At 37.2% G+C, this 26,016-nt stretch carries 25 protein-coding genes, 3 tRNA genes, 1 pseudogene and 1 riboswitch; of the genes and pseudogenes, 20 read left to right on the plus strand and 9 right to left on the minus strand.

Features of this window, described 5'->3' with window-relative positions; all coding sequences use genetic code 11:
• Nucleotide 1: 1 nt before the first annotated feature.
• The 6 genes from MTZ49_RS10405 (at nt 2) to crcB (ending at nt 6,028) form a co-directional block, all read left to right on the plus strand.
• Nucleotides 2–820, plus strand: coding sequence for a hypothetical protein (locus MTZ49_RS10405; RefSeq protein ID WP_264745485.1), 819 nt, complete (start codon nt 2–4; stop codon nt 818–820).
• Nucleotides 821–1,028: 208 nt separating this feature from the next.
• Complete coding sequence (locus MTZ49_RS10410) at nt 1,029–1,337, plus strand: TRL-like family protein (RefSeq protein ID WP_264745486.1); 309 nt, start codon at nt 1,029–1,031, stop codon at nt 1,335–1,337.
• 215 nt (nt 1,338–1,552) lie between these two features.
• Nucleotides 1,553–2,569, plus strand: a complete 1,017-nt coding sequence (pheS, locus tag MTZ49_RS10415) for a phenylalanine--tRNA ligase subunit alpha (RefSeq protein WP_264745487.1) — start codon at nt 1,553–1,555, stop codon at nt 2,567–2,569.
• 26 nt (nt 2,570–2,595) lie between these two features.
• Nucleotides 2,596–4,977, plus strand: a complete 2,382-nt coding sequence (pheT, locus tag MTZ49_RS10420; RefSeq protein ID WP_264745488.1) for a phenylalanine--tRNA ligase subunit beta — start codon at nt 2,596–2,598, stop codon at nt 4,975–4,977.
• Nucleotides 4,978–4,983: 6 nt separating this feature from the next.
• The gene (locus tag MTZ49_RS10425) at nt 4,984–5,301 is read left to right on the plus strand and encodes an integration host factor subunit alpha (RefSeq protein ID WP_264745489.1); all 318 of its coding nucleotides are present in this window, start codon (nt 4,984–4,986) and stop codon (nt 5,299–5,301) included.
• Between the two features lie 208 nt (nt 5,302–5,509).
• Nucleotides 5,510–5,572, plus strand: a riboswitch (Fluoride riboswitch).
• A 66-nt stretch (nt 5,573–5,638) separates the two neighbouring features.
• Nucleotides 5,639–6,028, plus strand: coding sequence for a fluoride efflux transporter CrcB (crcB, locus tag MTZ49_RS10430; protein ID WP_264745490.1), 390 nt, complete (start codon nt 5,639–5,641; stop codon nt 6,026–6,028).
• Nucleotides 6,029–6,218: 190 nt separating this feature from the next.
• Here crcB and MTZ49_RS10435 read toward each other — a convergent pair whose 3' ends face one another.
• The 4 genes from MTZ49_RS10435 to MTZ49_RS10450 all read right to left on the minus strand — a co-directional run bounded on the left by MTZ49_RS10435 (nt 6,219) and on the right by MTZ49_RS10450 (nt 11,788).
• Nucleotides 6,219–8,087, minus strand: a complete 1,869-nt coding sequence (locus MTZ49_RS10435; protein WP_264745491.1) for a M48 family metallopeptidase — start codon at nt 8,085–8,087, stop codon at nt 6,219–6,221.
• A gap of 38 nt (nt 8,088–8,125) precedes the next feature.
• The gene (locus tag MTZ49_RS10440; protein WP_264745492.1) at nt 8,126–9,994 is read right to left on the minus strand and encodes a M48 family metallopeptidase; all 1,869 of its coding nucleotides are present in this window, start codon (nt 9,992–9,994) and stop codon (nt 8,126–8,128) included.
• Nucleotides 9,995–10,013: 19 nt separating this feature from the next.
• Entirely contained in the window at nt 10,014–10,607 is a 594-nt protein-coding gene (locus MTZ49_RS10445; protein WP_264745493.1) for a LemA family protein, read from the minus strand.
• Nucleotides 10,608–10,822: 215 nt separating this feature from the next.
• Nucleotides 10,823–11,788, minus strand: coding sequence for a 2-hydroxyacid dehydrogenase (locus tag MTZ49_RS10450; RefSeq protein ID WP_264745494.1), 966 nt, complete (start codon nt 11,786–11,788; stop codon nt 10,823–10,825).
• 305 nt (nt 11,789–12,093) lie between these two features.
• Here MTZ49_RS10450 and thrS point away from each other — a divergent pair, with 305 nt between their 5' ends.
• From thrS to MTZ49_RS10505, 11 genes and pseudogenes are all read left to right on the plus strand, one after another.
• Nucleotides 12,094–14,010 (plus strand): threonine--tRNA ligase, encoded by a 1,917-nt coding sequence (gene thrS, locus MTZ49_RS10455; RefSeq protein WP_264745495.1) that lies wholly within the window; start codon nt 12,094–12,096, stop codon nt 14,008–14,010.
• Nucleotides 14,011–14,039: 29 nt separating this feature from the next.
• Nucleotides 14,040–14,570, plus strand: a complete 531-nt coding sequence (gene infC / locus MTZ49_RS10460) for a translation initiation factor IF-3 (RefSeq protein WP_264745496.1) — start codon at nt 14,040–14,042, stop codon at nt 14,568–14,570.
• A gap of 62 nt (nt 14,571–14,632) precedes the next feature.
• Nucleotides 14,633–14,833, plus strand: a complete 201-nt coding sequence (gene rpmI, locus MTZ49_RS10465) for a 50S ribosomal protein L35 (RefSeq protein ID WP_264745497.1) — start codon at nt 14,633–14,635, stop codon at nt 14,831–14,833.
• A 17-nt stretch (nt 14,834–14,850) separates the two neighbouring features.
• Nucleotides 14,851–15,207, plus strand: a complete 357-nt coding sequence (gene rplT, locus MTZ49_RS10470) for a 50S ribosomal protein L20 (RefSeq protein WP_264745498.1) — start codon at nt 14,851–14,853, stop codon at nt 15,205–15,207.
• 155 nt (nt 15,208–15,362) lie between these two features.
• Nucleotides 15,363–16,289: pseudogene (gene rluB / locus MTZ49_RS10475) on the plus strand (23S rRNA pseudouridine(2605) synthase RluB); the annotation flags it as partial.
• 37 nt (nt 16,290–16,326) lie between these two features.
• On the plus strand, nt 16,327–17,082 hold the full coding sequence (cysZ, locus tag MTZ49_RS10480; RefSeq protein WP_264745499.1) for a sulfate transporter CysZ: 756 nt from the start codon (nt 16,327–16,329) through the stop codon (nt 17,080–17,082).
• 86 nt (nt 17,083–17,168) lie between these two features.
• Entirely contained in the window at nt 17,169–17,834 is a 666-nt protein-coding gene (locus MTZ49_RS10485; RefSeq protein WP_264745500.1) for a lipopolysaccharide kinase InaA family protein, read from the plus strand.
• Nucleotide 17,835: 1 nt separating this feature from the next.
• The gene (locus tag MTZ49_RS10490) at nt 17,836–18,390 is read left to right on the plus strand and encodes an NADAR family protein (protein WP_264745501.1); all 555 of its coding nucleotides are present in this window, start codon (nt 17,836–17,838) and stop codon (nt 18,388–18,390) included.
• 7 nt (nt 18,391–18,397) lie between these two features.
• The gene (locus MTZ49_RS10495) at nt 18,398–18,640 is read left to right on the plus strand and encodes an exodeoxyribonuclease VII small subunit (RefSeq protein ID WP_264745502.1); all 243 of its coding nucleotides are present in this window, start codon (nt 18,398–18,400) and stop codon (nt 18,638–18,640) included.
• On the plus strand, nt 18,637–19,530 hold the full coding sequence (locus MTZ49_RS10500) for a polyprenyl synthetase family protein (protein WP_264745503.1): 894 nt from the start codon (nt 18,637–18,639) through the stop codon (nt 19,528–19,530). Before MTZ49_RS10495 ends, MTZ49_RS10500 begins: the two co-directional genes overlap by 4 nt.
• A 1-nt stretch (nt 19,531) precedes the next feature.
• Nucleotides 19,532–20,440 (plus strand): LysR family transcriptional regulator, encoded by a 909-nt coding sequence (locus MTZ49_RS10505; protein ID WP_264745504.1) that lies wholly within the window; start codon nt 19,532–19,534, stop codon nt 20,438–20,440.
• 57 nt (nt 20,441–20,497) lie between these two features.
• On the opposite strand, the gene MTZ49_RS10510 is transcribed toward MTZ49_RS10505, so the two are convergent.
• The 4 genes from MTZ49_RS10510 to MTZ49_RS10525 form a co-directional block, all read right to left on the minus strand.
• Complete coding sequence (locus MTZ49_RS10510) at nt 20,498–21,142, minus strand: SPOR domain-containing protein (RefSeq protein ID WP_264745505.1); 645 nt, start codon at nt 21,140–21,142, stop codon at nt 20,498–20,500.
• Between the two features lie 2 nt (nt 21,143–21,144).
• Entirely contained in the window at nt 21,145–22,428 is a 1,284-nt protein-coding gene (gene folC / locus MTZ49_RS10515; protein WP_264745506.1) for a bifunctional tetrahydrofolate synthase/dihydrofolate synthase, read from the minus strand.
• On the minus strand, nt 22,425–23,372 hold the full coding sequence (gene accD, locus MTZ49_RS10520) for an acetyl-CoA carboxylase, carboxyltransferase subunit beta (protein WP_264745507.1): 948 nt from the start codon (nt 23,370–23,372) through the stop codon (nt 22,425–22,427). The genes folC and accD overlap by 4 nt, the downstream gene beginning before the upstream one ends.
• 145 nt (nt 23,373–23,517) lie before the next feature.
• A complete protein-coding gene (locus tag MTZ49_RS10525; protein ID WP_264747872.1) occupies nt 23,518–24,141 on the minus strand; it encodes a phosphoribosylanthranilate isomerase in 624 nt (207 codons plus the stop codon).
• A gap of 166 nt (nt 24,142–24,307) precedes the next feature.
• On the opposite strand from MTZ49_RS10525, the gene MTZ49_RS10530 reads away from it, so the two are divergent.
• The 3 genes from MTZ49_RS10530 to MTZ49_RS10540 all read left to right on the plus strand — a co-directional run bounded on the left by MTZ49_RS10530 (nt 24,308) and on the right by MTZ49_RS10540 (nt 24,555).
• A tRNA-Asn gene (locus MTZ49_RS10530) sits at nt 24,308–24,383 on the plus strand.
• Nucleotides 24,384–24,388: 5 nt separating this feature from the next.
• A tRNA-Pro gene (locus tag MTZ49_RS10535) sits at nt 24,389–24,464 on the plus strand.
• Nucleotides 24,465–24,479: 15 nt separating this feature from the next.
• Nucleotides 24,480–24,555, plus strand: a tRNA-Lys gene (locus MTZ49_RS10540).
• A 221-nt stretch (nt 24,556–24,776) separates the two neighbouring features.
• Here MTZ49_RS10540 and MTZ49_RS10545 read toward each other — a convergent pair.
• On the minus strand, nt 24,777–25,754 hold the full coding sequence (locus tag MTZ49_RS10545; protein ID WP_264745508.1) for a tyrosine-type recombinase/integrase: 978 nt from the start codon (nt 25,752–25,754) through the stop codon (nt 24,777–24,779).
• Between the last annotated feature and the right edge of the window lie 262 nt (nt 25,755–26,016).

Raw genomic sequence — 26,016 nt, forward strand, 5'->3', positions numbered from 1 at the left:
AATGGGGTCAATGGTTATATTATGGATAGTTGTTATTGTTGTTGTTTTTATTGTTATTATTCAAAATGTTAAGTTAAAAAAAGCTAAGTATAAAGCGAATAAATTAAAAGAAATAAGTTTTCAACAGCGATTAGCATTAATAAATAATTATGCTTTTACTGAAAATGTTCTGAATTCTTTCCGTAAACATTATCCCCAATTAGATGATGCAGCAGTAACACAAGTTATTAATCAATTAAAGAGCTATTTTATTGTTGTATTAACTGCAACCCATGATAATGAGCTTCAAAAACTAGCTAAACCTGTATGGGGTATGCCATCAAGGGTAGTGGATGATTTATGGCATGTGTTTATTTTAGACAGTCGAATTTACATGGCTTTTTGTATGGAGTGTTTTGGGTTTTATTTACATCATAACTCTGCTGATGCGAGTGTAACTTATCAAAGAAAGCAAAAAATAAATGACCAGCTATATATTACATGGGTATATGCTTGCCAGTTAGAAAACAAAGGAAATTTAATGATGGTTGATACATTTCCTATGTTATTTCAAATAGATGATGTATTAAATATTCCACAAGGTTTTAGTTATACATTAGAGGAGTTTTTGGCACAAGCTCGTTTGTATAGAAAAAAACCAAATGACAATAACGCAGCTACAGGTTGTTCAAGCTGTTCGAGCTGTGGTGGAGGCTCTTATAATAATAAAAATAATTACCGAGAGAGTGAGTCGACGAGCACTAATAACACTAAATATGACGATAACATCTCATCTGACAGTAGTAGTTCTTGTAGCAGTTGTGGTGGAGGGGGAGATTAGTTGTTGTTAATAGTGAAAGTAATGATGTCTAAATGATTGTTTATATTGATAAAAACTGTCTTCTGATTATTCTACATAAGTATTAAAACCCCTTCGACTTTTAGCTAACTTCTCTTGTTTCCTATTTTATTTCAGCTTTAATAGTAGCCATCTGGTCTTTACTCACTAAAAACCAGTTTTCTCATTAACAGATTAGGAAATATAAATCATGAAAAAGATAGTTGGTTTAATGGGGTTGGCGATTTTATTAACAGGTTGTGCTGGTAATATGTCGCCAGTTGGCTTTGGTTTCATAACAGATGTGAAAGGACCAATTACAGCCACTGATAATGCTGTTGGCTCAAAATCTGGTACATCTTGCGCTAAAAACGTTTTAGGACTCTATGCTTCAGGTGATGCTTCTATTTTATCAGCGAAACAAAATGCGGGCATCAGAAAAGTATCAACAGTAGATTATTCTTCTAATGGTATATATCCATTTTATGGCAAAACATGCGTAATGGTTACTGGAGAGTAACAAATAGACTTAAGCATCTTAGTTCCGCATGAAATGCTAAATGTGAATATATAAACCATAGGGGGAAAGTAATTACTTTCCCCTTATTTTTTATTGGATAACTAAAAGCAGTGATAATCTAATTTTCATTGCTGATAAAAGTGTTATCAAAAAGGGGAAAGGTGTTATACTTTTCCCCTTATTTTTTTCATTTTAATATGTCTGGAGCTTAGTGGATGGAAAATCTGGATGGGTTAGTGGCTAAAGCTTTACAAGCAATAGCAGTAACTGATGATGTAAATGCTGTGGAGCAATTAAGAGTACAGTATTTAGGTAAGAAAGGCGAGTTAACGCAAGTAATGAAAACTTTGGGTGATTTATCGCCTGAAGATCGCCCTAAGGTAGGGGCATTAATTAATTCAGCAAAAGAAAAAGTACAGTTAGCATTAAATGCTCAAAAGGATACTTTAGAGCAAGCCGCACTGAATAAAAAATTAACAGCAGAACAAATCGATGTAACTTTACCTGGTAGAGGACAAGCTACGGGGAGTATTCACCCAATTACTCGTACTTTAGAGCGTATTGAGAGTTTCTTCACTAATATTGGTTATAGTGTTGAAGAAGGCCCTGAAGTAGAAGATGATTATCATAACTTTGAAGCATTAAATATTCCTGGTCACCATCCAGCCAGAACAATGCATGATACCTTCTATTTTAATGCTAACATGTTATTACGTACTCATACTTCGCCTGTGCAAGTAAGAACCATGGAAGCGAAACAGCCGCCTATTCGTGTGGTTTGTCCTGGCCGTGTTTACCGTAGTGACTCAGATATGACACATTCCCCTATGTTCCATCAAGTAGAGGGATTATTGGTTGATACAGATATAAGTTTTGCAGATTTAAAAGGAACCATTGAAGAGTTTCTAAGAGTATTCTTCGAGAAAGAGTTTGCAGTACGTTTCCGTCCATCTTTTTTTCCATTTACAGAGCCTTCAGCAGAAGTAGATATTCAATGTGTGATGTGTAGTGGCAAAGGTTGTCGTGTTTGTAAGCAAACAGGCTGGTTAGAGGTAATGGGGTGTGGCATGGTGCATCCTAATGTATTGAAGATGTCGGGGGTTGATCCAGAGAAGTATTCAGGATTTGCTTTTGGTATGGGAGCTGAGCGATTAGCTATGTTACGTTATGGCGTTAATGATTTACGCCTGTTCTTCGATAACGATTTACGATTTTTATCGCAATTTCGTTAATTATTAGTTGAATAAAGGAGAACAGTATGAAATTTAGTGAAAATTGGCTTCGTAGTTTAGTAAACCCTAATGTCTCTCAAGACGATTTAATTGCTCGTTTATCAATGGCTGGTCTAGAAGTAGATAGTGTTGAGCCTGTTGCACAGCAGTTCACTGGTGTTGTGGTCGGTGAGATTGTTAGTATTGAACAGCATCCTGACGCAGATAAATTACGTGTATGTCAGGTAACCAATGGTACTGAAACGTTGCAAGTAGTTTGTGGTGCGCCTAATGCTAGACAAGGTTTGAAAGTACCTTTCGCATTACTTGGTGCTAAATTACCCGGTGATTTTTCTATTAAAAAAGCTAAATTACGTGGTATAGAATCTAATGGTATGCTTTGTTCTGCCAAAGAACTTGGTGTGAGTGAGGACCATGCTGGATTGATGGAGTTGCCAGTAGATGCACCTGTAGGTAAAGATTTCCGCGAATATTTAAGCCTTGATGATATTGTGATTGAGGTTGATTTAACGCCTAATCGTGGTGATTGCTTATCTATGCGTGGTATAGCACGTGAAGTAGGTGCATTGTATAACACACCTGTTGCAGAGTTTGATACACATACAGTAGCGTCTACAATTAATGATCAAATTAGTATTGATGTAATGAATACTAATGGATGCCCACGCTATTTAGGACGTATTATTCGTAATGTAGATGTGACTAAACCAACCCCTATGTGGATGGTAGAGCGTTTACGTCGCTCAGGTATCCGTAGTATTGATGCGGTAGTGGATGTGACCAACTATGTAATGATTGAATTAGGCCAACCTATGCATGCGTTTGATCTAGCCGAAATAGATCAGGGTATTGTAGTACGTATGGCGTATGAAGATGAACAGTTAACATTACTGAATGAGCAACAAGTAAAATTACGTAATGATACATTGGTTATTGCCGATCATACTAAGCCTTTGGCTATTGCAGGAGTAATGGGGGGAGAACACAGTGGTATTAGTAATAAAACTAAGGATTTATTATTAGAGTCTGCATTCTTTGATATTATTACTATTGCAGGTAAAGCACGTTCTTATGGTTTACATACTGATGCCTCACAGCGTTATGAACGTGGTGTTGATTGGCAATTAGCTCGTCCTGCTATGGAGCGTGCAACCACTCTTTTATTAGAAATTATTGGTGGTGAAGCAGGACCTATTGTTGAAGCGGTAAGTGAGCAGAATTTACCAACCATTAATAGCGTAACATTACGTGCTGAGCGTATTGAGAAAGTATTAGGTATTGAGCTGACTAATCAAGAGGTAGAGCAATTACTTAAGCCTTTAGGGGTAACATTACAAGTCAAAGCCGAAGGTATATGGCAAGTAACAGTACCTAGCTATCGTTATGATCTAGCTATTGAAGAAGATTTAATTGAAGAAATTGCTCGTTTGTATGGTTATAATCGTTTACCGGTACGTTATCCACAAGCTCGTTTAGCACCACATGCTAATAAACAAGAAGCTGAAGTTAATAAAAAATCACTACGAGATTTATTGGTAGCGAGGGGCTATCAGGAAAGTATTACCTATAGTTTTATAGATCCTAAATTATTTAAATTGTTTAATCCAGAACATGAACCGTTAATGTTGGCTAATCCGATTTCTAATGATATGTCTGCTATGAGGGTATCCTTATGGCCAGGTCTTATTAAGACATTACAGCATAATTTGAATCGTCAACAAAATCGAGTTCGTATCTTTGAAATTGGCTTACGCTTTGAAGGTCAACTACCTCAGTTAGTACAAGAAGATATGATAGCTGGATTAATTATGGGGAGTCGTTTGCCATCAGGTTGGGCAAATGCTAAGGAAGTTGTTGATTTTTATGATATTAAAGGCGATGTTGAGGCTGTTTTAGGCTTGGCTGGTGCTTTAGATCAATATCAATTTATTCCACACCAACATACTGCCCTACATCCTGGACAAAGTGCTATAATAGTCCGTGATGGTCAAGATGTTGGTTATATTGGTGCACTTCATCCAGAATTGGCAAAAATGCTGGATATAGATATTCCAGTTTACTTATTTGAACTATCACTAAGTAAAATGAAACTGGGAAATTTACCAAAATTTAGAGAATTATCCCGTTTCCCTGAAGTCAGTCGCGATTTGGCTATTTTAGTAGACAAATCATTAATAGCAGAAAAATGTATGGCAACTATTAAGACGGCAGCAGGTGAGTATTTAACAAGTGTACAACTATTTGATGTTTATCAGGGAAAAGGCATTGATGATAATCAAAAGAGTATAGCTGTGAGCCTTACTTGGCAACATCCTGAGCGTACTTTAACTGATGATGAAATCAATACTTTCTTACAAAATATCATAGCTGTATTAGAAGAGCAGTTTAACGCTACGTTGAGGAAGTAAAAAAATATGAGTACTTTAACCAAAGCGGAAATGGCCGAGCGCTTGATTAACGAGCTAAACTTGACGAAACAGGAAGCAAAACAATTAGTTGAAGATTTTTTTGAAGAAATGAAAGAGTCTCTTGCTAATAATATATCTGTTAAGTTATCAGGTTTTGGTAATTTTGAGCTACGTAATAAAAACGAAAGACCAGGACGTAATCCACGCACTGGCGAGGAAGTTCCAATTACTGCAAGACGAGTAGTTACCTTCCACCCTGGTCAAAAGCTTAGGGCTAGAGTAGAAAGCAATATAAAGCAGTTAACTGCGAGTTTAGAAAAATAGAGTTCTTCTACTAAAAATGCATACTTGTATAAGTGTGCATTTTAAAAATACCTTCAATAAAAATAATAAATAGCATCTTAATTACTAAGATAGGCTAAAGGGCGTTTGTTTGATTAAAAAAATTGTATAATAAATACCATTAAACTGATGATATATGGAAAATAATAAAAAGAACGTGTATTTTAGGCGCGTTGGTTTGTTCTATTAGTTCTTGATAGGAGATGGTATTCCTCCTATAACCGCCTTTTTGGCTAATGATGTCTACTGTTTGTCCAATAGGATACAGAGTAGGTTGTTATCAGTATCCTAATGAAAAATTATTACTGGAGATAAGTTAATGTTGAAAGCTGCTTTAATTATAGGTCTTGGCGGAGGGTTAGGTGCCATACTACGTTGGTTTTTTGGACTATTTTTAAACTCATGCTTTCCTACTATTCCTCCAGGCACATTAGTGGCCAATTTGTTAGCTGGCTACTTAATAGGTTTATTCCTTGTCATTTTTATGAATAATCCCACTATTGCACCTGAATGGAAATTATTTATTATCACTGGCTTTTTAGGTGGATTATCGACATTCTCTACTTTCTCGGCAGAGGTAACAACGTTACTTCAACAGGGCCGTATATTATGGGCAGGAGCTGCAGTATCTATTCATGTTATAGGTAGTATTGCAATGACTTTGTTGGGAATGGCTACAGTCACATTATTTAAATTTTTATTAAAATAAGGGTTATTATTATAAAGTGTCAGTTTTTTTGAGCTTACTGAGCAACCCCTAGAGGTAAAAATGGCCCTTAATGAGTAACAGGCGGATAGTTTTTTAGAGCATATTGCTCAGTCAAAACTACGTGTTTTCTATGTAAAAACGCCTGTAGAATATGGCATTGTTGGTGAAACTGAATAATGCCATATTGCGATTAATGGACTGTACAATCCAATGTTGGTATCGGGCAATCTAAACAAAGGGATAAAATACGAAAGAACATGGTTTCTTTCATATTCACTTGCTGATCTTGCTCAATAGCACGTAATGCGCCTTGTAAAAATTTTCTACGAACAGGTTCTGTCGCTTTCTGTAGTTTTTGTAGGCTTGTTGTTAATTGGCTTATATTGGGTTTTTCTTGTAGTTGAATGGTATACAGTCCCATGACATTAGAGCCTAACCCAAAAGCACGCTTCTGATAATCTGAATCTTCTGTTAAATGAGCTATACCGCTTAACATTATAGCGACTTCATCTCTAAGTTGGTCTAAATTGCTATAATTATAAGAGGTGATAATTGCCTTAGAATTAAATTGTCCATCCACTTGGTGAATAATAAGTTGATAGATTAGCCATTCATATAAAGAAATTTCATTATCTGCTTGAATAAAATGCATCAAAGTAGTTTTGAATTTTTTATATTGTTCTTCAGATAAATTTTTTAAAGCAGGAATTGCCTTTTCGATAAACTCTAAATGTTTTTGTTTAGGAATAAGTGATAGAGTTTGATAGTAGTCTGTAATTAAATCAGTGTTCTTAACAGCTATAAATTGTTTTGCACGAATTGATGGAATAGTATCCACAAGGAACGCAAACATTAGATAACACGCATCCATTGGCTCATGGCAAATTGCTTCTAATTTGGCAGTGGCTTGTTCTTTATCTGTTACATTAGTATTTAATAGGGTAACAGGTTTTAAATAAGGAATTGCGTCTGTTCCTGTAATAGCTATACCTGCAGCAATAGCAGCAGTTAGTTTTTTATCTCTAATATTGCTGTTTTCTTGTGGTTCACCTTCTTCTTTTTTAATAAGTTTACTAAAGTCGACTTCTATAAAGCCACCTTGCCACCAAGGTTCAATCCGTTTAATACGTTTTTCCAAAGGGGGGTGAGTGGCTAAGAGGTTAGTATCTGCTTGACTAAAGAAAAAATGGTTATAACTACTGGCCATAGCTGTTTCTAGTGTAGCACCACCTTCAGAACCACCAATTTTCTTTAAGGCTGATGCTAGAGCAGGTCCATGACGCGTAAATTGTACAGAGGAAGCATCTGCTAAATACTCACGTTGTCTATTAACAGCAGCCTGCATAATTCTGGCCCATAGTTGTCCTAAAAAGCCAGCTGCTAGCAATGCCACAGCAAGAACAAGGAAGTGTGGAATAATACCACCACCTTTTTTATTACCTATACCAAACCCTAATCTGAGTAATACAAAGCCAGCTTGACTAATAAAGATAAAGCCAAACAAAAAGGCGGTAAAGCGTAAATTTAAACGCATATCACCATTTAGAATATGACTGAATTCGTGAGCGATAACAGCTTGTAGCTCATCACGAGTTAATAATTCAGTTGTTCCCCTCGTTACGCCTATCACTGCATCATTAATTGTATGACCAGCAGCAAAGGCATTAATATGAATTTCTTCATCCAATATGTAAACGTGAGGTACTGGCACGCTAGAGGCTATAGCCATTTCTTCTACAACGTTTAATAAACGACGTTCATTGGGATTGGATGCTCTTTTATCAATTAATCGTCCACCTAAAGCAATAGCAATAACCCTACCACCTTGGCGTAGAGAGATATATTTGTACAGAGAAACCATTACAATAATTACGGTTAAACATTTTAGAACCAATGGAAATGTGGCAGGAGAGCGATTTTTAGGTAAAGTGAAGAAGTCTATACAAAACGTAATAATATGCGCACCAATATAAGGTAAGATAATTAAACCTAGGCAGAATAGGATAACGAGCCAAAATGTTTGGCTTTTAGCTTTGTTTTGTAGTTTAAAAAAATTCATATTAGCAATATCTAATTAACATTATTAAGTTATACGGCTTAGCCAACTGATGAGGTAGCATCATTAGGCTCCATTGGGCAATCTAAACAAAGTGATAAAATTCTGAAAAATGTAGCTTCATCTACAGTAATGGTTTTATCTTGTTGAATAGCTTTTAATATACCCTGCAAAAATTTATAACGAACAGAGGTAGAAGATAGCTGTAGTTTCTGTAAACAGCTTGATAATTCAGTAATAGGTGGGTTGGGTTGTAAATGAATAGTATACAATCCCATAATATTCGCCCCCATACCAAAAGAAGACTTGATAGTATTGTTTGTGGGCGATAAGTAAGCCATCGCAGATAATAGCGTTGTTATTTCTTCTTTCAATTGATCTAATGAATGATACTTTATTTCAGAAGAGGGCAAGTACTCTATCTGATGAGTAACTAATTGATAAACTAACCATTCATGTAGTGAAATATCACCATTTGTACTAATCAGTTGCATCATTATCTTTTTGAAATTTTGGTACTGTTCTGGAGATAATGTTTTTATCGTAACAATAGCTTTTTCAATAAAAGCTAAATGTTGAGTATTAGGAATAGTTGCTAATAGCTCAGTGCAAGTATTGAGTAAATCTGTGTTGTTAATTAATGAAACTTGTTTAGATTGGTTATCAGGGTTGTTATCTAATAAAAAAGCAAAAATTAAGTAGCAAGCACCTACTGGTTCTCGGCATATAGCTTCGATTTTTACTAATGGTGTTTGTTCTTCGCTGCTATTTTTAGCATATGTTGATTCTGTTGCAGTTGGCAATCCCATAGAGATAGCCGCACCTGTGGTAATGGCTTTAACAATATTTTCTTTAGTTATAGTTTCTTTAGATTTTTCTGTTTGATCTTCTGTTTTGGGTTCTAAATCTATTCTTATAGGTATTATAAACTCACCATCCCAACGAGGATCTAAGCGTAAAATGCGTTTTCTTAAAGATGGATGAGTTGCTAATAGGTGTTCGTCTGCTTGACCAAAAAAGAAATGGTTATAACTTTGAGCAGAGGAGGTCTGTAAAGTTGATCCTGAAGCACTACCACCAATTTTTTTAAGGGCAGAAGCTAAAGCTTCTCCATGCCTTGTGAATTGTACAGAGGCTGCGTCAGCCAAGTATTCACGCTGTCTATTAATAGCCGCTTGCATTACTCTAGCCCACAGCGAAGTAAGCCAGCCAGCTATATATAAAATAATGCTTATTAAGAAAACTGCGGCGATAACAGCGCCAGCATTTTTATTATTTGATCCAGAAAGTCTTAAGTGTCGGCCTACCCTCATGATTATTGAGGCAGCTTGCGTGATATAAAGGAAACCAAAAATCATGGCAGTAAAGCGTAAATTAATCCGCATATCACCATTTAAGATATGGCTAAACTCATGGCCAATTACCGCTTGTAATTCATCTCGAGTTAATAGTTCAAGTGAGCCTTTGGTAATACCAATAACAGCATTATTGGGAGTAAAGCCGGCAGCAAAAGCATTAATATTAGGTTCATTATCTAGTAAATAGACGGGTGGTGCAGGTAATCTTGCCGCAATTGCCATTTCATCAACAAGATTTAATAAACGTTTTTCATTTGTGTTGTGGGTACTTCTAGTTATTAATCGGCCACCTAATGCTTCAGCTACAACTTTGCCGCCTGCCCGTAAACTAAGGTGTTTGAAAAAAGTAACTAATAAAGTAATCCCTACAATAGCTCCCAGTATTGGCCAATATGAAATATAATCGGTTGGACGAGTATCTAAAGTAGCCACTAATACAAGATTAATGGCAAAGGTTGTTACGATGGAGAGTAGAGCAAGGCCTATAATAAACAAAGATACAAGCAAAAACGTTTTTGTTTTTGCTTTATCTTGCTGGCCAAAAAAGTCCATTTATAGTGAATCCCACTAATTAGAAGCTAACTTTAGGTGCAGTTTGAATTTCTTTTGCATCTTCAAAAGATAGCAGAACTGCATCTGTAGGATGACCAAAACTAACAGCAAAAAAGTTAGTAGGGAATGATTTACGTTGAATATTGTAAGCCATTACGGAATCGTTATAAGCTTGTCTAGCAAAAGCAATACGGTTTTCTGTAGAAGAGAGTTCTTCAGAAAGTTGTAGCATATTTTCATTTGCTTTTAGTTCAGGGTAAGCTTCCATTTGTAAATTGAAGCTAGTTAATGCCTGTGAAAGCTGACGCTCAGCACCATTTAAAGCGTTGATAGTTGCTTGGCTGTCAGGATTGGCAGAGGCCGCTTTGAGTGCAGCTAAAGCACTGTTGCGAGCTTCTGTAACCTTGGTCAAGGTTTCACTCTCATGCTTTAAATAAGCTTTTGCTGTTTCCACTAAGTTAGGAATAAGATCATAACGACGTTTTAATTGGATATCAATTTGTGAAAAGGCATTTTTAAATTGCTCTTTTAAGCTAACCAATTGGTTGTAAAGATAAGCAATACCACCAACAACAACGATTACAATAACGACTAAGATAACAAGAAATTTCATGATAGTTCTCTCTAGCTAAAATTTATTTACATGTAATTATACATAAATATTACATGTGATCAATATGTGATTATATTTATTTAGTTAAATTAAAGATAAAATTTGTTCAGCTAATAACTCAAGCAAGCACATTATTCCATTCTCATTTAGAGAAAGGAATAACGCCATTATATAATAATTAATAGGTTGAACAGTTGATAGATATTAATGTTTATTTATACAGTACGGATAGGATTGCCTGCTAAAAAAGCTTTAGTATTTTCTGTCACTTGTTCGACTATTCGTTGTTGTGCTTCTTTTGTAGCCCAAGCACAGTGTGGAGTAATAATTAATCTTGGAATACTGGGATCGAGGAGTGGATTTCCCTCTTTGGGGGGTTCTACGGTTAATACATCAGTAGCTGCTCCACCTAGATGACCACTTTTTAGTACACTAGCTAAATCTTGCTCATTGATAATGCCACCTCTTGCCGCATTAATCAGTAAGGCCTCTTTTTTCATTAAGCGTAATTCTTTTTCTGCTAATAAGTTTTTAGTGTCTTCTGTAAGCGGGCAGTGCAAAGTAAGTACATCTACTTGAGGTAGTAGTTCGGATAAAGGAATAGTATTGTTGCGTATAGGGCGATTGGGGATTTGCCCAATTAAGACTTTCATGCCAAAAGCCTCTGCTAGTTTAGCAACAGCTTGACCTAGTTCACCATAGCCTATAATGCCTAATGTTTTACCTGCTAACTCTATAATAGGATAATTCATTAGGCAAAAATTAGTAGACTGCTGCCATTCACCAGCTGCTACAGCATTATTATAGTCAATAAGGCGTGTGGCTAATGCTAGCATTAACATTAGTGTATGTTGGCTAACAGCTTCTGTGCCATAACCTCGGCAATTGCATACAGTGATGTTATGTTGTTTGGCTGCTATCAAGTCAACATTATTAGTGCCTGTAGCTGTTACCAAAATCAGTCTAAGTTCTGGGCAGGCTTCTATTACTTCTTGAGAGATCGGCGATTTGTTACAGATGACAACGTGTGCACCTTGTAAACGTTCAATAATTTCTGAGGGTTTCGTTTGTGGGTGGCATTGCCATTCACTAAATAAATTTATTAAGGGGGTGAATATTTGTTTATCCGCTTGTAAGCTAGCACCATCTAAATAAACAGCTTTAATTATTGTGGAAGGCATGATAACTCCTTAGGTAATAAAATTTTTATAATCATTAGATAAGATAATATAGAAAATAAATGATTGTGTAATTAAGCAATACGAATAAATGTACAGTATTCTTTTTAGTAATATTTTTCTAGAAAGATAAAGCTAATTATTATATAATCGCGAGCTTTAACAATTACCTCCAGTGATCTTGCTTGAGGGCTTTGCAAGTTTTACTTGAACAACCCATGTATGGTTGATTAGCTCTTGGGCACTTTACTGGCTCATCCACCGTATGTGATCTTTGGTAGGGATCACCACTAGGTATAGGAGGCGCCATGCCCGTTATTACTCTTCCTGATGGAAGTCAGCGTGTTTATAATCATCCGGTTAGTATTTTAGAGATTGCTCAGTCAATCGGTACTGGTTTAGCTAAGGCGGCTATTGCTGGTCGTGTAGATAGTAATCTAGTTGATTTATGTGACATCGTTAATAAAGATGCTACTGTACAGATTATTACAGCAAAAGATGAAGAGGGTGTTGAGATCATTCGTCACTCTTGTGCGCATTTAGTCGGGCATGCAGTAAAGCAGTTATACCCAACCGCTAAGATGGTAATAGGCCCTGTCATTAAAGAAGGCTTTTATTACGATATTGCTTATGAGCGTCCTTTTACTCCTGAAGACTTAGTTGCTATTGAAAAGCGTATGCATGAGTTGATTGCTAAAGACTATGATGTCATCAAAAAAATGACACCACGGGATGAGGTGATCAAAGTCTTTCAAGCACGTGGTGAAGAATATAAGCTACGTCTTGTCGATGATATGCCTGATGAGAAGGCAATGGGGCTTTATTATCACGAAGAATATGTGGATATGTGTCGTGGCCCTCATGTACCTAATACACGTTTCTTAAAAGCCTTTAAACTCACTAAGTTTTCTGGTGCTTATTGGCGTGGTGACTCTAAAAATGAACAGTTGCAACGTATTTACGGTACTGCATGGGCTGATAAGAAACAGTTAGCAGAATATATTAAGCGTATTGAAGAAGCAGAAAAGCGCGATCACCGTAAAATTGGTAAACAATTAGACTTATTCCATACTCAGGAAGAAGCGCCCGGTATGGTGTTTTGGCATCCCAATGGTTGGTCTATTTATCAAGTGCTTGAGCAATATATGCGTAAAGTACAGCAAGAGCATGGTTATGATGAAATTAAAACCCCACAAATTGTAGATAGAGTGTTGTGGGAAAAGTCTGGTCATTGGACTAACTATGCTGAAAATATGTTTACTACTAATTCAGAGAACCATGACTTCGCTATTAAGCCAATGAATTGTCCTTGCCATGTGCAGGTATTTAATCAGGGCTTAAAAAGCTATCGTGATTTACCACTGCGTTTAGCGGAGTTTGGTAGTTGTCACCGTAATGAGCCATCAGGTGCATTACACGGTATTATGCGGGTACGTGGTTTTACTCAAGATGACGCACATATTTTCTGTACTGAAGATCAAATTGCAGGTGAAGTATCAGCTTTTATTAATTTGACTTTAGCGGTATACGCTGATTTTGGTTTTAAAGATGTTGAGTTAAAATTATCCACCCGTCCTGAAAAACGTGTAGGTGCTGAAGAGTTATGGGATAAGGCTGAGCATGCTTTACAAGCAGCGTTAGAAAAAGCTGGTTTAACTTGGGAATTACAGCCAGGTGAAGGCGCTTTTTATGGCCCTAAAATTGAGTTTTCATTAAAAGATTGTTTAGGTCGAGTGTGGCAATGTGGTACAATACAGTGCGATTTTAACTTACCACAACGTCTAGGTGCTGAATATGTGGCCGAAGATAATAGCCGCAAAGTACCTGTGATGCTTCATCGAGCAGTGTTGGGTTCCTTTGAACGGTTTATTGGTATATTAATTGAAAATTATGAAGGATTTTTCCCTGCATGGCTTGCACCAATTCAAGCAGTAGTGTTAAATATTACAGATAATCAAGCAAATTATGTTGCAAAAATAGCTAAAGAACTCTCTCAAAGTGGGTTTCGTGTAAAAACGGACTTGAGAAATGAGAAGATCGGCTTTAAAATTCGCGAGCATACTTTGCAGAAAGTTCCTTATCTTCTCGTCGTAGGAGATAGAGAAGTTGAAACGGGATCCGTTGCAGTACGTACTCATAATGGTAAAGACTTAGGTTCTATGACTATTGCTGAGTTTAAGGTACTCATTGCCAAAGCAGTGGCACAACGTGGTCGTATTGAATAATTACGGAGTAAAGAACTATTAAGCGCGAAATGAGACAAGACAAAAAAAGTCAGCCAAAAGCACCTATTAATGAAAATATTACTGCCCGCGAAGTGCGTTTAATCGGAGCAGACGGGCAACAGGTAGGCATTGTGCCTATCGCCGAGGCGATTAGCGCAGCGGAAGAAGCAAAATTGGATTTGGTTGAAATATCACCAGATGCTGTTCCGCCTGTATGTAAGATAATGGATTATGGTAAGCACCTGTTTGAAAAGAAAAAACAGGCAGCACTTGCTAAAAAGAATCAGAAGCAAGTACAAGTAAAAGAAATTAAGTTTCGTCCAGGGACGGAAGAAGGCGACTATCAAGTTAAATTACGTAACTTGAAACGTTTCCTAGAAGATGGCGATAAGGCTAAGGTATCATTACGATTCCGTGGTCGTGAAATGGCTCATCAGGAGCTGGGAATGGAACTGTTGAAGCGAGTTGAAGAAGACTTAGCTGAATATGGTACTGTTGAACAGTTTCCTAAAATGGAAGGGCGTCAACTCACTATGGTGTTGGGTCCTAAAAAGAAATAACAACCAGGGCACTGGCAGGCCTTGCTGTTATCATTATTAACTCATTTGTTTGGAGTATGAACATGCCAAAGATTAAAATGAAAACCAAAAGTGGTGCTGCAAAGCGCTTCAGAATAACGGCTGGTGGTGTAAAATTTAAACATGCTTACAAAAGCCATATCTTAACCAAAATGACTACTAAGCGTAAGCGTCAGCTACGTGGTGCATCATTGTTACATCCATCAGATGTAGCTTCTGTAAAACGTTCTTTACGTTTACGTTAATTGGAGAGGATAAATAAATGGCTCGTGTAAAACGTGGTGTGATAGCTCGTGCTCGTCACAAGAAAATTTTAAAGTTAGCTAAAGGTTACTATGGTGCACGTTCGCGTGTATTCCGTGTAGCTAAACAAGCTGTTATTAAAGCTGGTCAATATGCTTACCGTGACCGTCGCCAACGTAAACGTCAATTCCGTGCTTTATGGATTGCGCGTATTAATGCTGGTGCTCGTATTAACGGTCTTTCTTATAGCCGTTTTATTGCTGGTCTTAAGAAAGCTGCGATTGAAATCGATCGTAAAGTATTAGCTGATTTAGCGGTTAACGAAAAAGTAGCTTTTGCTGCTATCGTTGAAAAAGCTAAAGCTGCTTTAGCTTAATGTATTAAAAATCTGGTAGGTTGTTAACCTACCAGATTTCCTACCTGATTTTTTCTTATTTATCTTTTATTAATAGTTTTTTAGCCGAATTAAGTGCTAAGATAGGCTATATTATATCTATTCAATATTTTTAAAGAACGCCGGGAGGTGCCCTGATGACTGATGAATTACCAATAGAAACTAACCAAACTGGAGAGCGTATCCAAAAAGTACTCGCTAATCTAGGTATTGGCTCACGTCGTGATATTGAACGATGGATTGTTGATGGTCGTGTTAAAATTAATGGTGAGGTTGCTACCTTAGGGCAACGTGTTGTAGGTAATGAAGCGATTACGGTGGACGATCGTCCCGTTCGCGTGCAAGAGTTAACACCATTACGTCGTGTAATTATTTATAACAAGCCTGAAGGTGAGGTTTGTACACGTAGTGATCCTGAAGGGAGACCTACAGTATTTGAGCGTTTACCTCGTTTAAAAGTAGGGCGTTGGATTAACATTGGTCGTCTCGATATTAATACTTCTGGTTTATTATTATTTACTACTGATGGTGAGCTTGCCAATCGTTTAATGCATCCTTCTTCACAGATGGATAGAGAGTATGCAGTGCGTATTCGTGGTGAAGTTACTGAAGAGATGATAGAGAATTTAAAGAAAGGAGTAATGCTAGAAGATGGCATGGCTCAGTTCTCTGATATACAAGCTGCACCAGAAGGTGATGGTTTAAACCGTTGGTATCATTGTGTGGTAATGGAAGGTCGTAATCGTGAGGTTCGTCGCTTATGGGAGTCACAAGGATTAGTGGTTAGTCGCTTAAAACGTGTACGTTTTGGCCCTGTATTTTTAACCGCTAGTTTAAGTGTTGGCCGTTGGCGTGAAATGGATCAACGAGAGGTTGATATTTTAAGTGCAGAGGTAGGACTAGAGTCCGTTGCATTACCACAGTTAACGACTAAGGTAAAAGATAAAATACAACGTTTGCAGCGTAAAATGGTAAAGCCAGTTAAGCCAGCTAAAGGGCAACCTGCTAAGAGATCGAGGGCAACAACTATTGCTGAGCGGCCTACTACCGCAAAAAGAAAGCCTAAGCGTTAATGATGGTTATAATTTGATAAAGAAATAAATGCAACAGATACAGCGTGAAAAAACAGGCATAGATTATTTTATTGTGGGTTGGAAGCTTATTCAGCAACCTGGTATCACGCGTTTTGTAATATTGCCAATGTTAGCTAATATCGTGGTTATGTCGTTGTTACTGTGGTGGTTTTTTGCACAGATTAGCAGCTTGCTTGATATTGGCATGCACTATCTGCCAAGTTGGCTACAATGGTTAAGTTATGTCGCTTCTTTTATTATTGTTGTCACCATGGCGATTTTTTTCTGCTACTTTTTTAGTCTGATAACTAATATTATTGCCGCCCCCTTTAATGGCCTACTGGCTGAGCAGGTTGAAGCAAAACTAACTAATCAACCTGCGCCAGAAACCACTATTTGGAGGGTGATAAAAGATATTCCTCGTATTTTAAAACGCGAACTTTATAAGTTGGTTTATTATATTTTATGGGCAATACCTTTATTATTGCTCTATTTTCTGCCAGTTGTTGGGCAAACAGTTGCCCCCATTATTTGGTTCATTTTTACCGCTTGGATGATTAATATTCAATATGCTGATTATGCTTTTGATAACCATAAAGTTAGTTTTTCAACGATGCGGCAAATGCTTGCTCAGGATAGGGTAGATAATATTATATTTGGTTCATTGGTGAGTCTTTTTACCATGATTCCCTTATTAAATCTGATTATTATGCCAGTTGCTGTTTGTGGTTCCACGGCAATGTGGGTTGAGCATTATCGTGATCAGATTATAGAGAAGAAATAATATATTATTATTTAAAGTATATTCTATACAAAAAATATTGGGTGATCAGTTATAATTAGCCTATTTAAAATTAATAAGTAGTTGCTATGACTAAGCTAAAAATCCAGCCTATTACGACAGAAGCCTACCAAGCATTAGCTAAAGATGCCAAAGTTTTAGAACAAGATACAACAGCACCTAAAGTATTGATGTTAGCTGATGGTAAGTTTCTTAAATTATTTCGTCGTAAACGTTGGTTTTCTTCTGAGTTAGTTTACCCTTACGTACAGCGATTTGCAGATAATGCACTTATTTTAAATAAATTGGCTATAGCAACACCCAATATTCTGCATCTTTATCGTTTTAGTTTAGCTGAGTTGGATTTTACAGCAGTTCATTATGAGCCTTTGCCTGGTAATACCTTAAGACAAGTAATGTCAGAGGTAGATCAAGATCAGCAACAGCATTTTATGATGTTATTTGGCCAGCTATTAGCTACACTGCATCAACAGGGCGTTTATTTTCGTTCGATTCATTTAGGTAATGTATTGGTATTACCTGATAACAGGCTTGGCCTGATTGATTTTGCGGATATGGCAAAACAATCTTCAGCCTTATCACAAAGTAAGCGTGCTAGAAATTTAAAGCATATGCAACGTTATAAAGAAGATGCTAAATGGTTATTTGATGATTACTTTACAGCGTTCTATAAAGGCTATGAGTCATTGGCTGGTGTGAAAAATAGCCTGTTTTTAAAGAATCAAGGAGAATAAAATGACATTGCTGGATATTAAGCAACTTTGTAAACGCTATCAGACAGGTGAAAAGTTTGAGTATGTATTCTTTTGGGGGCATACAGAAGCTAATAATGCGCCTACTTCTAAGGCTTGTCTAAGCCAATGGTATCCTATTAGTTTTGAGGTAGATGGTGTACATTATTCTTCAGCTGAACATTTTATGATGGCTGGTAAAGCTAGATTATTTAATGATCAAGAAGTATTAGCAAAGATATTAGTGAGTAAAACATCTGGTGAAGCAAAGGCTTTGGGTAAACAGGTAAAAGGATTTAAACAAGCTATATGGGATGAACATTGTTCACAAATAGTGATAGCAGGTAATTTTGCTAAATTTTCACAACATCCTAAGTTAGCTGAGTATTTAATCAATACAGGTAATAGGGTGTTGGTAGAGGCTAGCCCAGTAGATAGAATCTGGGGAATTGGCTTGGCAGAAACAGCCGATAATATAGAAAATCCTTTAACATGGCGTGGCAAAAATCTATTGGGATTTGCTTTAATGGCAGTACGTGATCAGTTAAAAAGTAGGTGATAGATACATGGCAAAGAAAAAGAGTACTAACAGCTTTGAGGAGTCATTAGCTGAGTTACAAACATTAGTTGAGCGTATGGAGTCAGGTAAATTAACCTTAGAGGAATCATTAGCTGATTTTGAAAAAGGCATAGGTTTGACCCGTGAATGTCAGTCAGCGCTAACAGATGCTGAGCAGAAAGTACAAATGCTGTTAGAAAAGAATGATAAAGTAGAAACCATCCCTTTTGATGCGGAAAGCCAGTCATGAGTTTAATAGCGGCTTATCAGAAAGTTTGCCAAGAACGTGTTAATGCGTTATTAGAAAGGTTATTTGTAGCGCCACGCCCAGAAATGGCGCGTCTTTATGAAGCGATGCGTTATAGTGTAATGATCGGTGGTAAACGAATAAGGCCATTATTAGCCTATGGGGCTTGTGAAACGCTAGGTGGTATTTTAGAGCAAGCTGATGGTGTTGCTTGTGCAGTTGAGCTTATTCATGCTTACTCGCTAGTGCATGATGATTTGCCTGCTATGGATAATGATGATTTGCGAAGAGGCAAGCCAACTACTCATAAGGCTTATGATGAAGCCTGTGCAATTTTGGTGGGTGATGGTTTGCAATCAATGGCTTTTGAAATTTTAGTCAGTCCTAAGTTAAATATACAATCAGCAGAAATAACTTTGCAAATGGTACAAATTCTAGCACAGGCCGCTGGATCACAGGGAATGGTGGGTGGGCAAGCAATAGATTTACAATCAGTGGGTAAGAAGCTAGATCAACAGGCGTTAGAAACTATGCATCGCCATAAAACAGGTGCCTTAATTGAGGCAAGTGTGGTGCTAGGTGCATTAGCCAGTGGTAGAGCATCTATACCACAAATTGCATTATTGGCAGATTACGCCAAAGCGATTGGCCTAGCGTTTCAGGTACAGGATGACATTTTAGATATTGAAAGTGAAACGCAAATCCTAGGTAAGACGCAAGGTTCAGATATCGCTAATGACAAGCCTACGTACCCAGCATTGCTAGGGTTAGATGGGGCAAAAAAATACGCTAAACAACTTCATCAACAAGCACTGGATGCTCTGAATGAGTTTTCTGAGTCTGCTAATGTGCTTAGAGATTTAGCCACCTATATTGTAGAGCGCCGCCATTAAGATGATAGATAAACAGATGACTATTGATGTAAATGATTTGGCTTTATTTGCTAAGGTCATCGATTATGGTAGTTTTACAGCAGCCGCTGAGCATATAGGTTTGCCTAAATCAACTTTATCAAGAAGGATCACTCATTTAGAGCAGCAATTAGGTGAACGATTAATTATTCGTAATACAAGACGATTGGCTATTACTGAGTTTGGGCAAGCTGTTTTAGATCATGCTCATGCTATTGAGCAAGAGGCATTAGCCGTAGCTGATTTGGCTAATTATCGACAAATTACGCCTAGTGGTAATTTAAAAGTATCGATGCCGCCTAACTATATGGATTTTATTCAGAAAGACTTTTTCCAAAAATTTATCAATGACTATCCCCATATTGGTTTAGATTTAGATTTCTCAAGTCGTCGAGTAGATATTGTAGCTGAGCGTTATGATTTAGCGATTCGAATAGCTTTTAAATTAGCTGATGATGCTACATTAGTAGCCAGACCACTAAAAGACTTATCAGGTGGGCTTTATGCTAGCCCTACTTATTTAAAAAAACATGGCATACCTAAAACACCACAAGACCTTGAAAACCATATAGGTATTCATTTAGCCAATTCATTAGGAGAAATCCAAAATTGGCAATTAAAATGTGGTAAAGAGAGTTGGCAAGGTATACCGCAAGGGCCATTAACTACTAACTCCATTGAAATGATTAGATTATTAGCTACTCAAGGTGTTGGTATTATTTCTATTACCTCAACTCTTGTTCAGCAATGCGTAGAGGAAGGAAAGCTAGTTCATTTATTAGCTGATTGGGAAATGCCTACGATTACAATGTGGGCGATTACTTCAGGTAGGAAGCTATTGCCAATGAAGATACAAGCGTTTTTAAAAGAACTAAAACAGGCGTTGATATAATATTGTAGATAAGTATAAAAAAGAGGGCATTAAGCCCTCTATAAGAATGAAAATTATTTATTTCTTTTCAGGTTTAAATTCTCGAACAATACCTTTTTCTTTAAATTGTTTCTCAATGGATTGTTGTACACGAGTAGCTTCAGCTTTTTCGATAAATGGGCCTACAAATACTCGGTGGATATTGCCTTCAGTGCGTGTATAGGCATTATAGTTAGCCTTGCGTAGTTTATTAGTAAATGCGTCAGCATTTTGTAAATTGGATACAGCCGCTACTTGGATAGTCCAGCTAGGTGTTATACCTTGAGCATCAGGCTTTGAAACCACAGGTTTAGTAGTAGTTTTTGGAGCAGTTGTGCTGTTATTACTACTATTTGTTTGTGCTGTAGAAGTGGGTTCCGTTGTAGTAGCAGGTGTAGTAGATGAAACCGTATTATTAGTAGTGTTATTGTCTACAATAGGTTGTTCAGGTTGTGTTGGTTCATTAGGTGTTGTAATAGGTTCAGATGTAGTTGTTACTATATCTGGAGTAGGTTGTGTAGCGGGTTGCGCTGGCTTAGTAGGCTCTAAAGGAACAGTGACTACTGTTTCAGGTAGTTTTTCGCCTTTATTATTAAAGATCATTGGTAAAAAGACTACGGCTAATACAATGAGTACCACTGCACCAATTAAACGTTGTTTAAGATTACCATCAAAGATAGACATATCTATTTCCTATTTAAACTCGCCAACCAGAGTAATCCTTCTGCCACTACATAAAATGAGCCAAAAACAAGGATTTCGTCATCTGCTGTTGCTTTATCTGCTTGTAAGAGTAAAGCCTTTTCTATAGAGGTACAAGTAGTAACTTGTTGCTGTTTTTGTACAAGCATAGCGGCTAGTTGTTCAGCAGTATTAGAACGGGGTGTATTTAAGGGGGCAACTGCCCAATCTTCTATTAAAGGCAGTAATGGGGTAATTACACCTTCTAAGTCTTTATCAGCCAATAATCCAAATACAGCATAACGTTTACCTTTAATAGGATGTTGCTGTAAATAGGTAGCTAAAAAATCAGCAGCATGGGGGTTATGGCCTACATCAAATAACAATTTAATCGTTTTATCTTGATAGTTAAGTTGATATTGATCTAAACGTCCAGTTACTTTTACTTGTTGCAGGGTATTAATAATTGTTTGTGGTTGCCATGGTAAATCTAATAATACAAAAACCTGTAAGGCTACAGAGGCATTAGCCATTGGTAGATTTAGTAAAGGAATATTAGCTAAAGTTAACAAGTTACCTTGTTTATCTTTACCTTGCCATTGCCAATGGTCTTGCTCAATGATTAAATTAAAATCTTTATCTCGAATATAAAGAGGTGTGCCTTTTGTTGCTGCTTGTTCAATAAGTGTTGTTGGTGGATTATTATCACCACAAACAGCAGGGCTGTTTTTTCTAAAAATACCTGCTTTTTCAAAAGCTACAGAGTCGCGAGTATTCCCTAGCCATTCTTGGTGATCAATACCAATACTGGTAACAACCGCAATATCTGCATCAACTAAGTTTACCGCATCTAAACGACCACCTAATCCTACTTCTAATACCACGGCATCTAAATTAGCTTGTTTAAATAATAGAAAAGCCGCTAATGTACCAAATTCAAAATAGGTCAGTGATATATCACCTCTCGCTTTTTCAATGGCAGTGAATGCATCACAAAGCATTACTTCAGTTACAGATTGTTGATTAATGGTAACCCGTTCTTGATAGTGTAGCAGGTGAGGTGAGGTATAAAGCCCAACTTTTAGGCCTTGGCTTTCTAGCAAAGCAGTAATAAATGCACAGGTAGAACCTTTGCCATTAGTACCAGTGACGGTAATGACAAGAGGAGCAGGGTTGGTTAGCTGGAGTTTTTGGGCAACTTGCTGGAGGCGATCCAGCCCCATATCAATGGAGCTGGGATGCAGTTGTTCAAGATAAGCTAACCATTCGTTAAGGTTATGCTTAATCATTCTTTAGTAGGTTCAACTACTTCATCAATGGTAGGGATTTCTGCATGAGTAACAGGTACAAATGTGATTTCAGAAGTAGCAGTGGGTGATGGTAAACCTTGTAATTGAGCTAAGATTTTCGCTAAACGCTCGCGTAACTCATTGCGCTTGATAATTAGATCAATTGAACCATGTTTTAATAAGAACTCACTACGTTGGAATCCTTCTGGTAATTTTTCGCGTACTGTTTGTTCAATTACACGAGGTCCAGCGAAGCCGATTAATGCATTAGGCTCGGCAACAATTACATCACCTAGCATGGCTAAACTAGCAGAAACACCACCATAGATAGGATCAGTTAATACTGAAATATAAGGTAGACCTAGCTCACGCATACGGGCAAGTACAGCTGAAGTTTTAGCCATTTGCATTAATGAAAGAAGGGCTTCTTGCATACGCGCACCACCTGATGCTGAGAAGCAAACAAATGGACAACCTTTCTCAATAGCAACATTGGCGGCTTGTACAAATTTTTCGCCTACAATGCTACCCATTGAACCGCCCATAAAGCTGAATTCAAAAGCACAAGCAACAATAGGGTTATTAAGTAAAGTACCACTCATCGCTACTAATGCATCATTTTCACCAGTTTCTTTTTGAGCAGCAGCTAAACGATCTTTATATTTCTTAGAATCTTTAAATTTTAGTCTATCAACAGGCTCTAGGTCTTTAGCAATTTCCTCACGGCCTTCTACATCTAAGAAAATATCTAAGCGTTTGCGTGCTTTAATACGCATGTGGTGTCCACATTTGGGGCATACATCCAAGTTTTTTTCAAGCTCTGGGCGATATAGCACAGCCTCACAAGATGGGCATTTGTGCCAAAGTCCCTCAGGAACTGAGCTCTTTTTTGACTCAGAACGCATAATAGAAGGAATTAGTTTATCCACCAACCAGTTACTCATGCTTATCTATTCCTCTCGTTATGGGTATAAGCTTTAGGAGAACTATTTCTATAAGATAGTACACCTAATAATTATAAAAGAGCTATTTTAACCCGAATTATCTAAAAAAGTTATTTATTTCTGTTATAAATCTTTAATTAAATCATTATAAACTGCTTTTTACCTTATTAATAAAGGCTTTTATTTTATTATGATCTTTAATACCTTTAGTGATTTCAACGCCACCACTTACATCGACAGCATAAGGCTTAACTATTTGTACAGCCTGTTGGACGTTCTCTATAGTTAAACCGCCTGCTAATACAATAGGTTTTTCTGTTTGTTGAGGAATTAATGACCAATCAAAAGTAGTACCTGTCCCGCCTTGTACACCAGCAACATAACTATCTAATAAAATACCTTGTGCTTTATTATAAGGTTGCATAGCTTCTCTGATATTAGTAGAAGGTTGTACTCTTAATGCTTTTATCCATGGTTGATTAAATTGCTCACAATATGCTGCTGATTCCTCGCCATGAAATTGTAATAAGCCTAAAGACAGTTTACTAGATATAACAGATACTTCCTCATAGGAAGCATTAACAAATAAACCTACTGTAGTAATAAAAGGAGGTAATGCTTTACAGATTTTTTCCGCTTGGTCTATGGTTACAGCGCGTGGGCTGGGAGCATAAAATACTAAACCTATTGCATCAGCACCTGCTTCAACAGCAGCTAAAGCATCTTCTACACGAGTGATCCCACAGATTTTAATACGTGTCACAACTATTCCTCAAATAAAGGTATAATGACAACAGAGTATATCAATTAGTATGATTTTTAAAAAATTTTATATTTAATTAAAAAAAGAGTTGACACATTTTTAAAAATCCGTAAAATGGCGCCCACCTTGAGAGGCAACATAAAACAACCTTTCTAAGGTAAGTTTAAATGATTCCGCGATAGCTCAGTCGGCAGAGCAAATGACTGTTAATCATTGGGTCCCTGGTTCGAGCCCAGGTCGCGGAGCCAAATTTCGGAGTATAGCGCAGTTGGTAGCGCGCCTGCTTTGGGAGCAGGATGTCGGGAGTTCGAGTCTCTCTACTCCGACCAAATCTTAAAAGATTTGGGTCGTTAGCTCAGTCGGTAGAGCAGTTGGCTTTTAACCAATTGGTCATAGGTTCGAATCCTATACGACCCACCACTTTTAACATAATGGATGGCGGTCTATTATGTCTAAAGAAAGCTGTACGTGTCTCTGTATAAAACGTGCCCTTTCAGAATATAACGCCTACAGAAATTTATCAAGATATTTCTGTAGGCGTTTTTCTTTTTACAATGTTAGTGTAATTAATAAGTTATTAAACTTATCCCATTAATCAATTAATTTCAATAGATGCTATCCTCCTATAAACAGGCTTTATGTTAGCCTCTGTGATCAAGTAACGTTTTAATAGAATTTAAATCAGGTTCTACATATTCAAGGGTTGTCTTGATATTGGTATGGCCTAATAATTCTTTTACTAAATGTAAATTACGTTCAGGCTCCTTCATTAAATCCGTACCCAGTGTATGTCGAAAACGATGAGGTGAAACCTGTATACCTATTCGCTTTGATATATACTCAAACACATTAGAAACCCGATCCACTGTCATTACTTTACTCATGCGAGAGTTTTTATGTTCACTAAAGCGATTCACATTAAACAGCTGATCCTCTGCTTTAAAGCTCAATAAACTCGCTCGCCATAACAATTGTTCTAAATAGGGCAGTAGTTGATTGCTAATAGGAATCTCATACTCACGCCATGTTTTAGAACCTTCTATACGGATCTTAATCAACTGGTTCTTCAAGTGAACATCACCCACTTTTAAGTGTATCAGTTGATTACGTCTCATCCCAGTATAGTAAAAGGTTTCAAAGACTGTTTGCCAGAACCACACAGGATGTAGTTTTCCTACCTCTTTGCCTTTCTCCTCATCCAGTTGTGCACCTGCTAAAAACAGTCTCGCTTGTGTTACCTGATGCAACGATAGCGTCTTTTTCCTTTTGTTAGGTGAAGTAATGGCCATCTTATAAAATGGATTGCGATCCATTGTTAATAAGCCCACATCAATAGCATGATTAAAAATAGCTTTTAAGTGCCTCACATGAGTGTTCCAACTATTGGCACAGAGTCCATTTACTAATTCATAGCTTCGCCATTTCGCTACTTGAGATTGTGTAAGACTGTTTACGTCAGTATCAAACTTAATCCATTTATCAGCGCAATAACTCGCTAAACCATTTTCAAGCTTTCTGATACTCGCTCTGTAACTGCTTTCAGTACTAGGGCGAATAACACGAGTAGCGAGATAGCTTTCAAGTAACATTTGATAGGTTAAAATGCTAGAAAAAGTCATAGCAATTCCTCCAATTTAACAGTTAATTCAAAGTCAAATCGGTGGATTGACAGATAAGGCGGTATTTCTTAAGTAGCTGACGACAGCAATCCCTGCCCGTTTTCCTTGGCTTGTCTCGTTGCATACTCCTGGTGAAAAGAGAAGGCCTACTACTACCTGCTATATCCAACCATGCAAAAATTTCTACAAGGGTGGGTGTATCTACTGCTGCGTAGACACTATGTTGAGTAGAGAAATAAAAGGAGAAAATAACATCATAATC

The sequence above is a fragment of the Entomomonas sp. E2T0 genome (genome assembly GCF_025985425.1).
In the GTDB taxonomy this organism is placed as follows: Bacteria; Pseudomonadota; Gammaproteobacteria; order Pseudomonadales; family Pseudomonadaceae; genus Entomomonas.

What these genes read in the sequence shown, in the direction of transcription:
- MTZ49_RS10545 (WP_264745508.1), bottom strand. Translation starts at nt 25,754, where the DNA reads ATGACTTTTTCTAGCATTTTAACCTATCAAATGTTACTTGAAAGCTAT.
- MTZ49_RS10490 (WP_264745501.1), top strand. Translation starts at nt 17,836, where the DNA reads ATGACATTGCTGGATATTAAGCAACTTTGTAAACGCTATCAGACAGGT.
- MTZ49_RS10435 (WP_264745491.1), bottom strand. Translation starts at nt 8,087, where the DNA reads ATGAATTTTTTTAAACTACAAAACAAAGCTAAAAGCCAAACATTTTGG.
- MTZ49_RS10485 (WP_264745500.1), top strand. Translation starts at nt 17,169, where the DNA reads ATGACTAAGCTAAAAATCCAGCCTATTACGACAGAAGCCTACCAAGCA.
- crcB (WP_264745490.1), top strand. Translation starts at nt 5,639, where the DNA reads ATGTTGAAAGCTGCTTTAATTATAGGTCTTGGCGGAGGGTTAGGTGCC.
- MTZ49_RS10505 (WP_264745504.1), top strand. Translation starts at nt 19,532, where the DNA reads ATGATAGATAAACAGATGACTATTGATGTAAATGATTTGGCTTTATTT.
- MTZ49_RS10425 (WP_264745489.1), top strand. Translation starts at nt 4,984, where the DNA reads ATGAGTACTTTAACCAAAGCGGAAATGGCCGAGCGCTTGATTAACGAG.
- MTZ49_RS10495 (WP_264745502.1), top strand. Translation starts at nt 18,398, where the DNA reads ATGGCAAAGAAAAAGAGTACTAACAGCTTTGAGGAGTCATTAGCTGAG.
- MTZ49_RS10410 (WP_264745486.1), top strand. Translation starts at nt 1,029, where the DNA reads ATGAAAAAGATAGTTGGTTTAATGGGGTTGGCGATTTTATTAACAGGT.
- MTZ49_RS10405 (WP_264745485.1), top strand. Translation starts at nt 2, where the DNA reads ATGGGGTCAATGGTTATATTATGGATAGTTGTTATTGTTGTTGTTTTT.
- MTZ49_RS10445 (WP_264745493.1), bottom strand. Translation starts at nt 10,607, where the DNA reads ATGAAATTTCTTGTTATCTTAGTCGTTATTGTAATCGTTGTTGTTGGT.
- infC (WP_264745496.1), top strand. Translation starts at nt 14,040, where the DNA reads ATGAGACAAGACAAAAAAAGTCAGCCAAAAGCACCTATTAATGAAAAT.
- accD (WP_264745507.1), bottom strand. Translation starts at nt 23,372, where the DNA reads ATGAGTAACTGGTTGGTGGATAAACTAATTCCTTCTATTATGCGTTCT.
- pheS (WP_264745487.1), top strand. Translation starts at nt 1,553, where the DNA reads ATGGAAAATCTGGATGGGTTAGTGGCTAAAGCTTTACAAGCAATAGCA.
- cysZ (WP_264745499.1), top strand. Translation starts at nt 16,327, where the DNA reads ATGCAACAGATACAGCGTGAAAAAACAGGCATAGATTATTTTATTGTG.
- pheT (WP_264745488.1), top strand. Translation starts at nt 2,596, where the DNA reads ATGAAATTTAGTGAAAATTGGCTTCGTAGTTTAGTAAACCCTAATGTC.
- MTZ49_RS10510 (WP_264745505.1), bottom strand. Translation starts at nt 21,142, where the DNA reads ATGTCTATCTTTGATGGTAATCTTAAACAACGTTTAATTGGTGCAGTG.
- thrS (WP_264745495.1), top strand. Translation starts at nt 12,094, where the DNA reads ATGCCCGTTATTACTCTTCCTGATGGAAGTCAGCGTGTTTATAATCAT.
- MTZ49_RS10500 (WP_264745503.1), top strand. Translation starts at nt 18,637, where the DNA reads ATGAGTTTAATAGCGGCTTATCAGAAAGTTTGCCAAGAACGTGTTAAT.
- MTZ49_RS10450 (WP_264745494.1), bottom strand. Translation starts at nt 11,788, where the DNA reads ATGCCTTCCACAATAATTAAAGCTGTTTATTTAGATGGTGCTAGCTTA.
- rplT (WP_264745498.1), top strand. Translation starts at nt 14,851, where the DNA reads ATGGCTCGTGTAAAACGTGGTGTGATAGCTCGTGCTCGTCACAAGAAA.
- MTZ49_RS10440 (WP_264745492.1), bottom strand. Translation starts at nt 9,994, where the DNA reads ATGGACTTTTTTGGCCAGCAAGATAAAGCAAAAACAAAAACGTTTTTG.
- rpmI (WP_264745497.1), top strand. Translation starts at nt 14,633, where the DNA reads ATGCCAAAGATTAAAATGAAAACCAAAAGTGGTGCTGCAAAGCGCTTC.
- folC (WP_264745506.1), bottom strand. Translation starts at nt 22,428, where the DNA reads ATGATTAAGCATAACCTTAACGAATGGTTAGCTTATCTTGAACAACTG.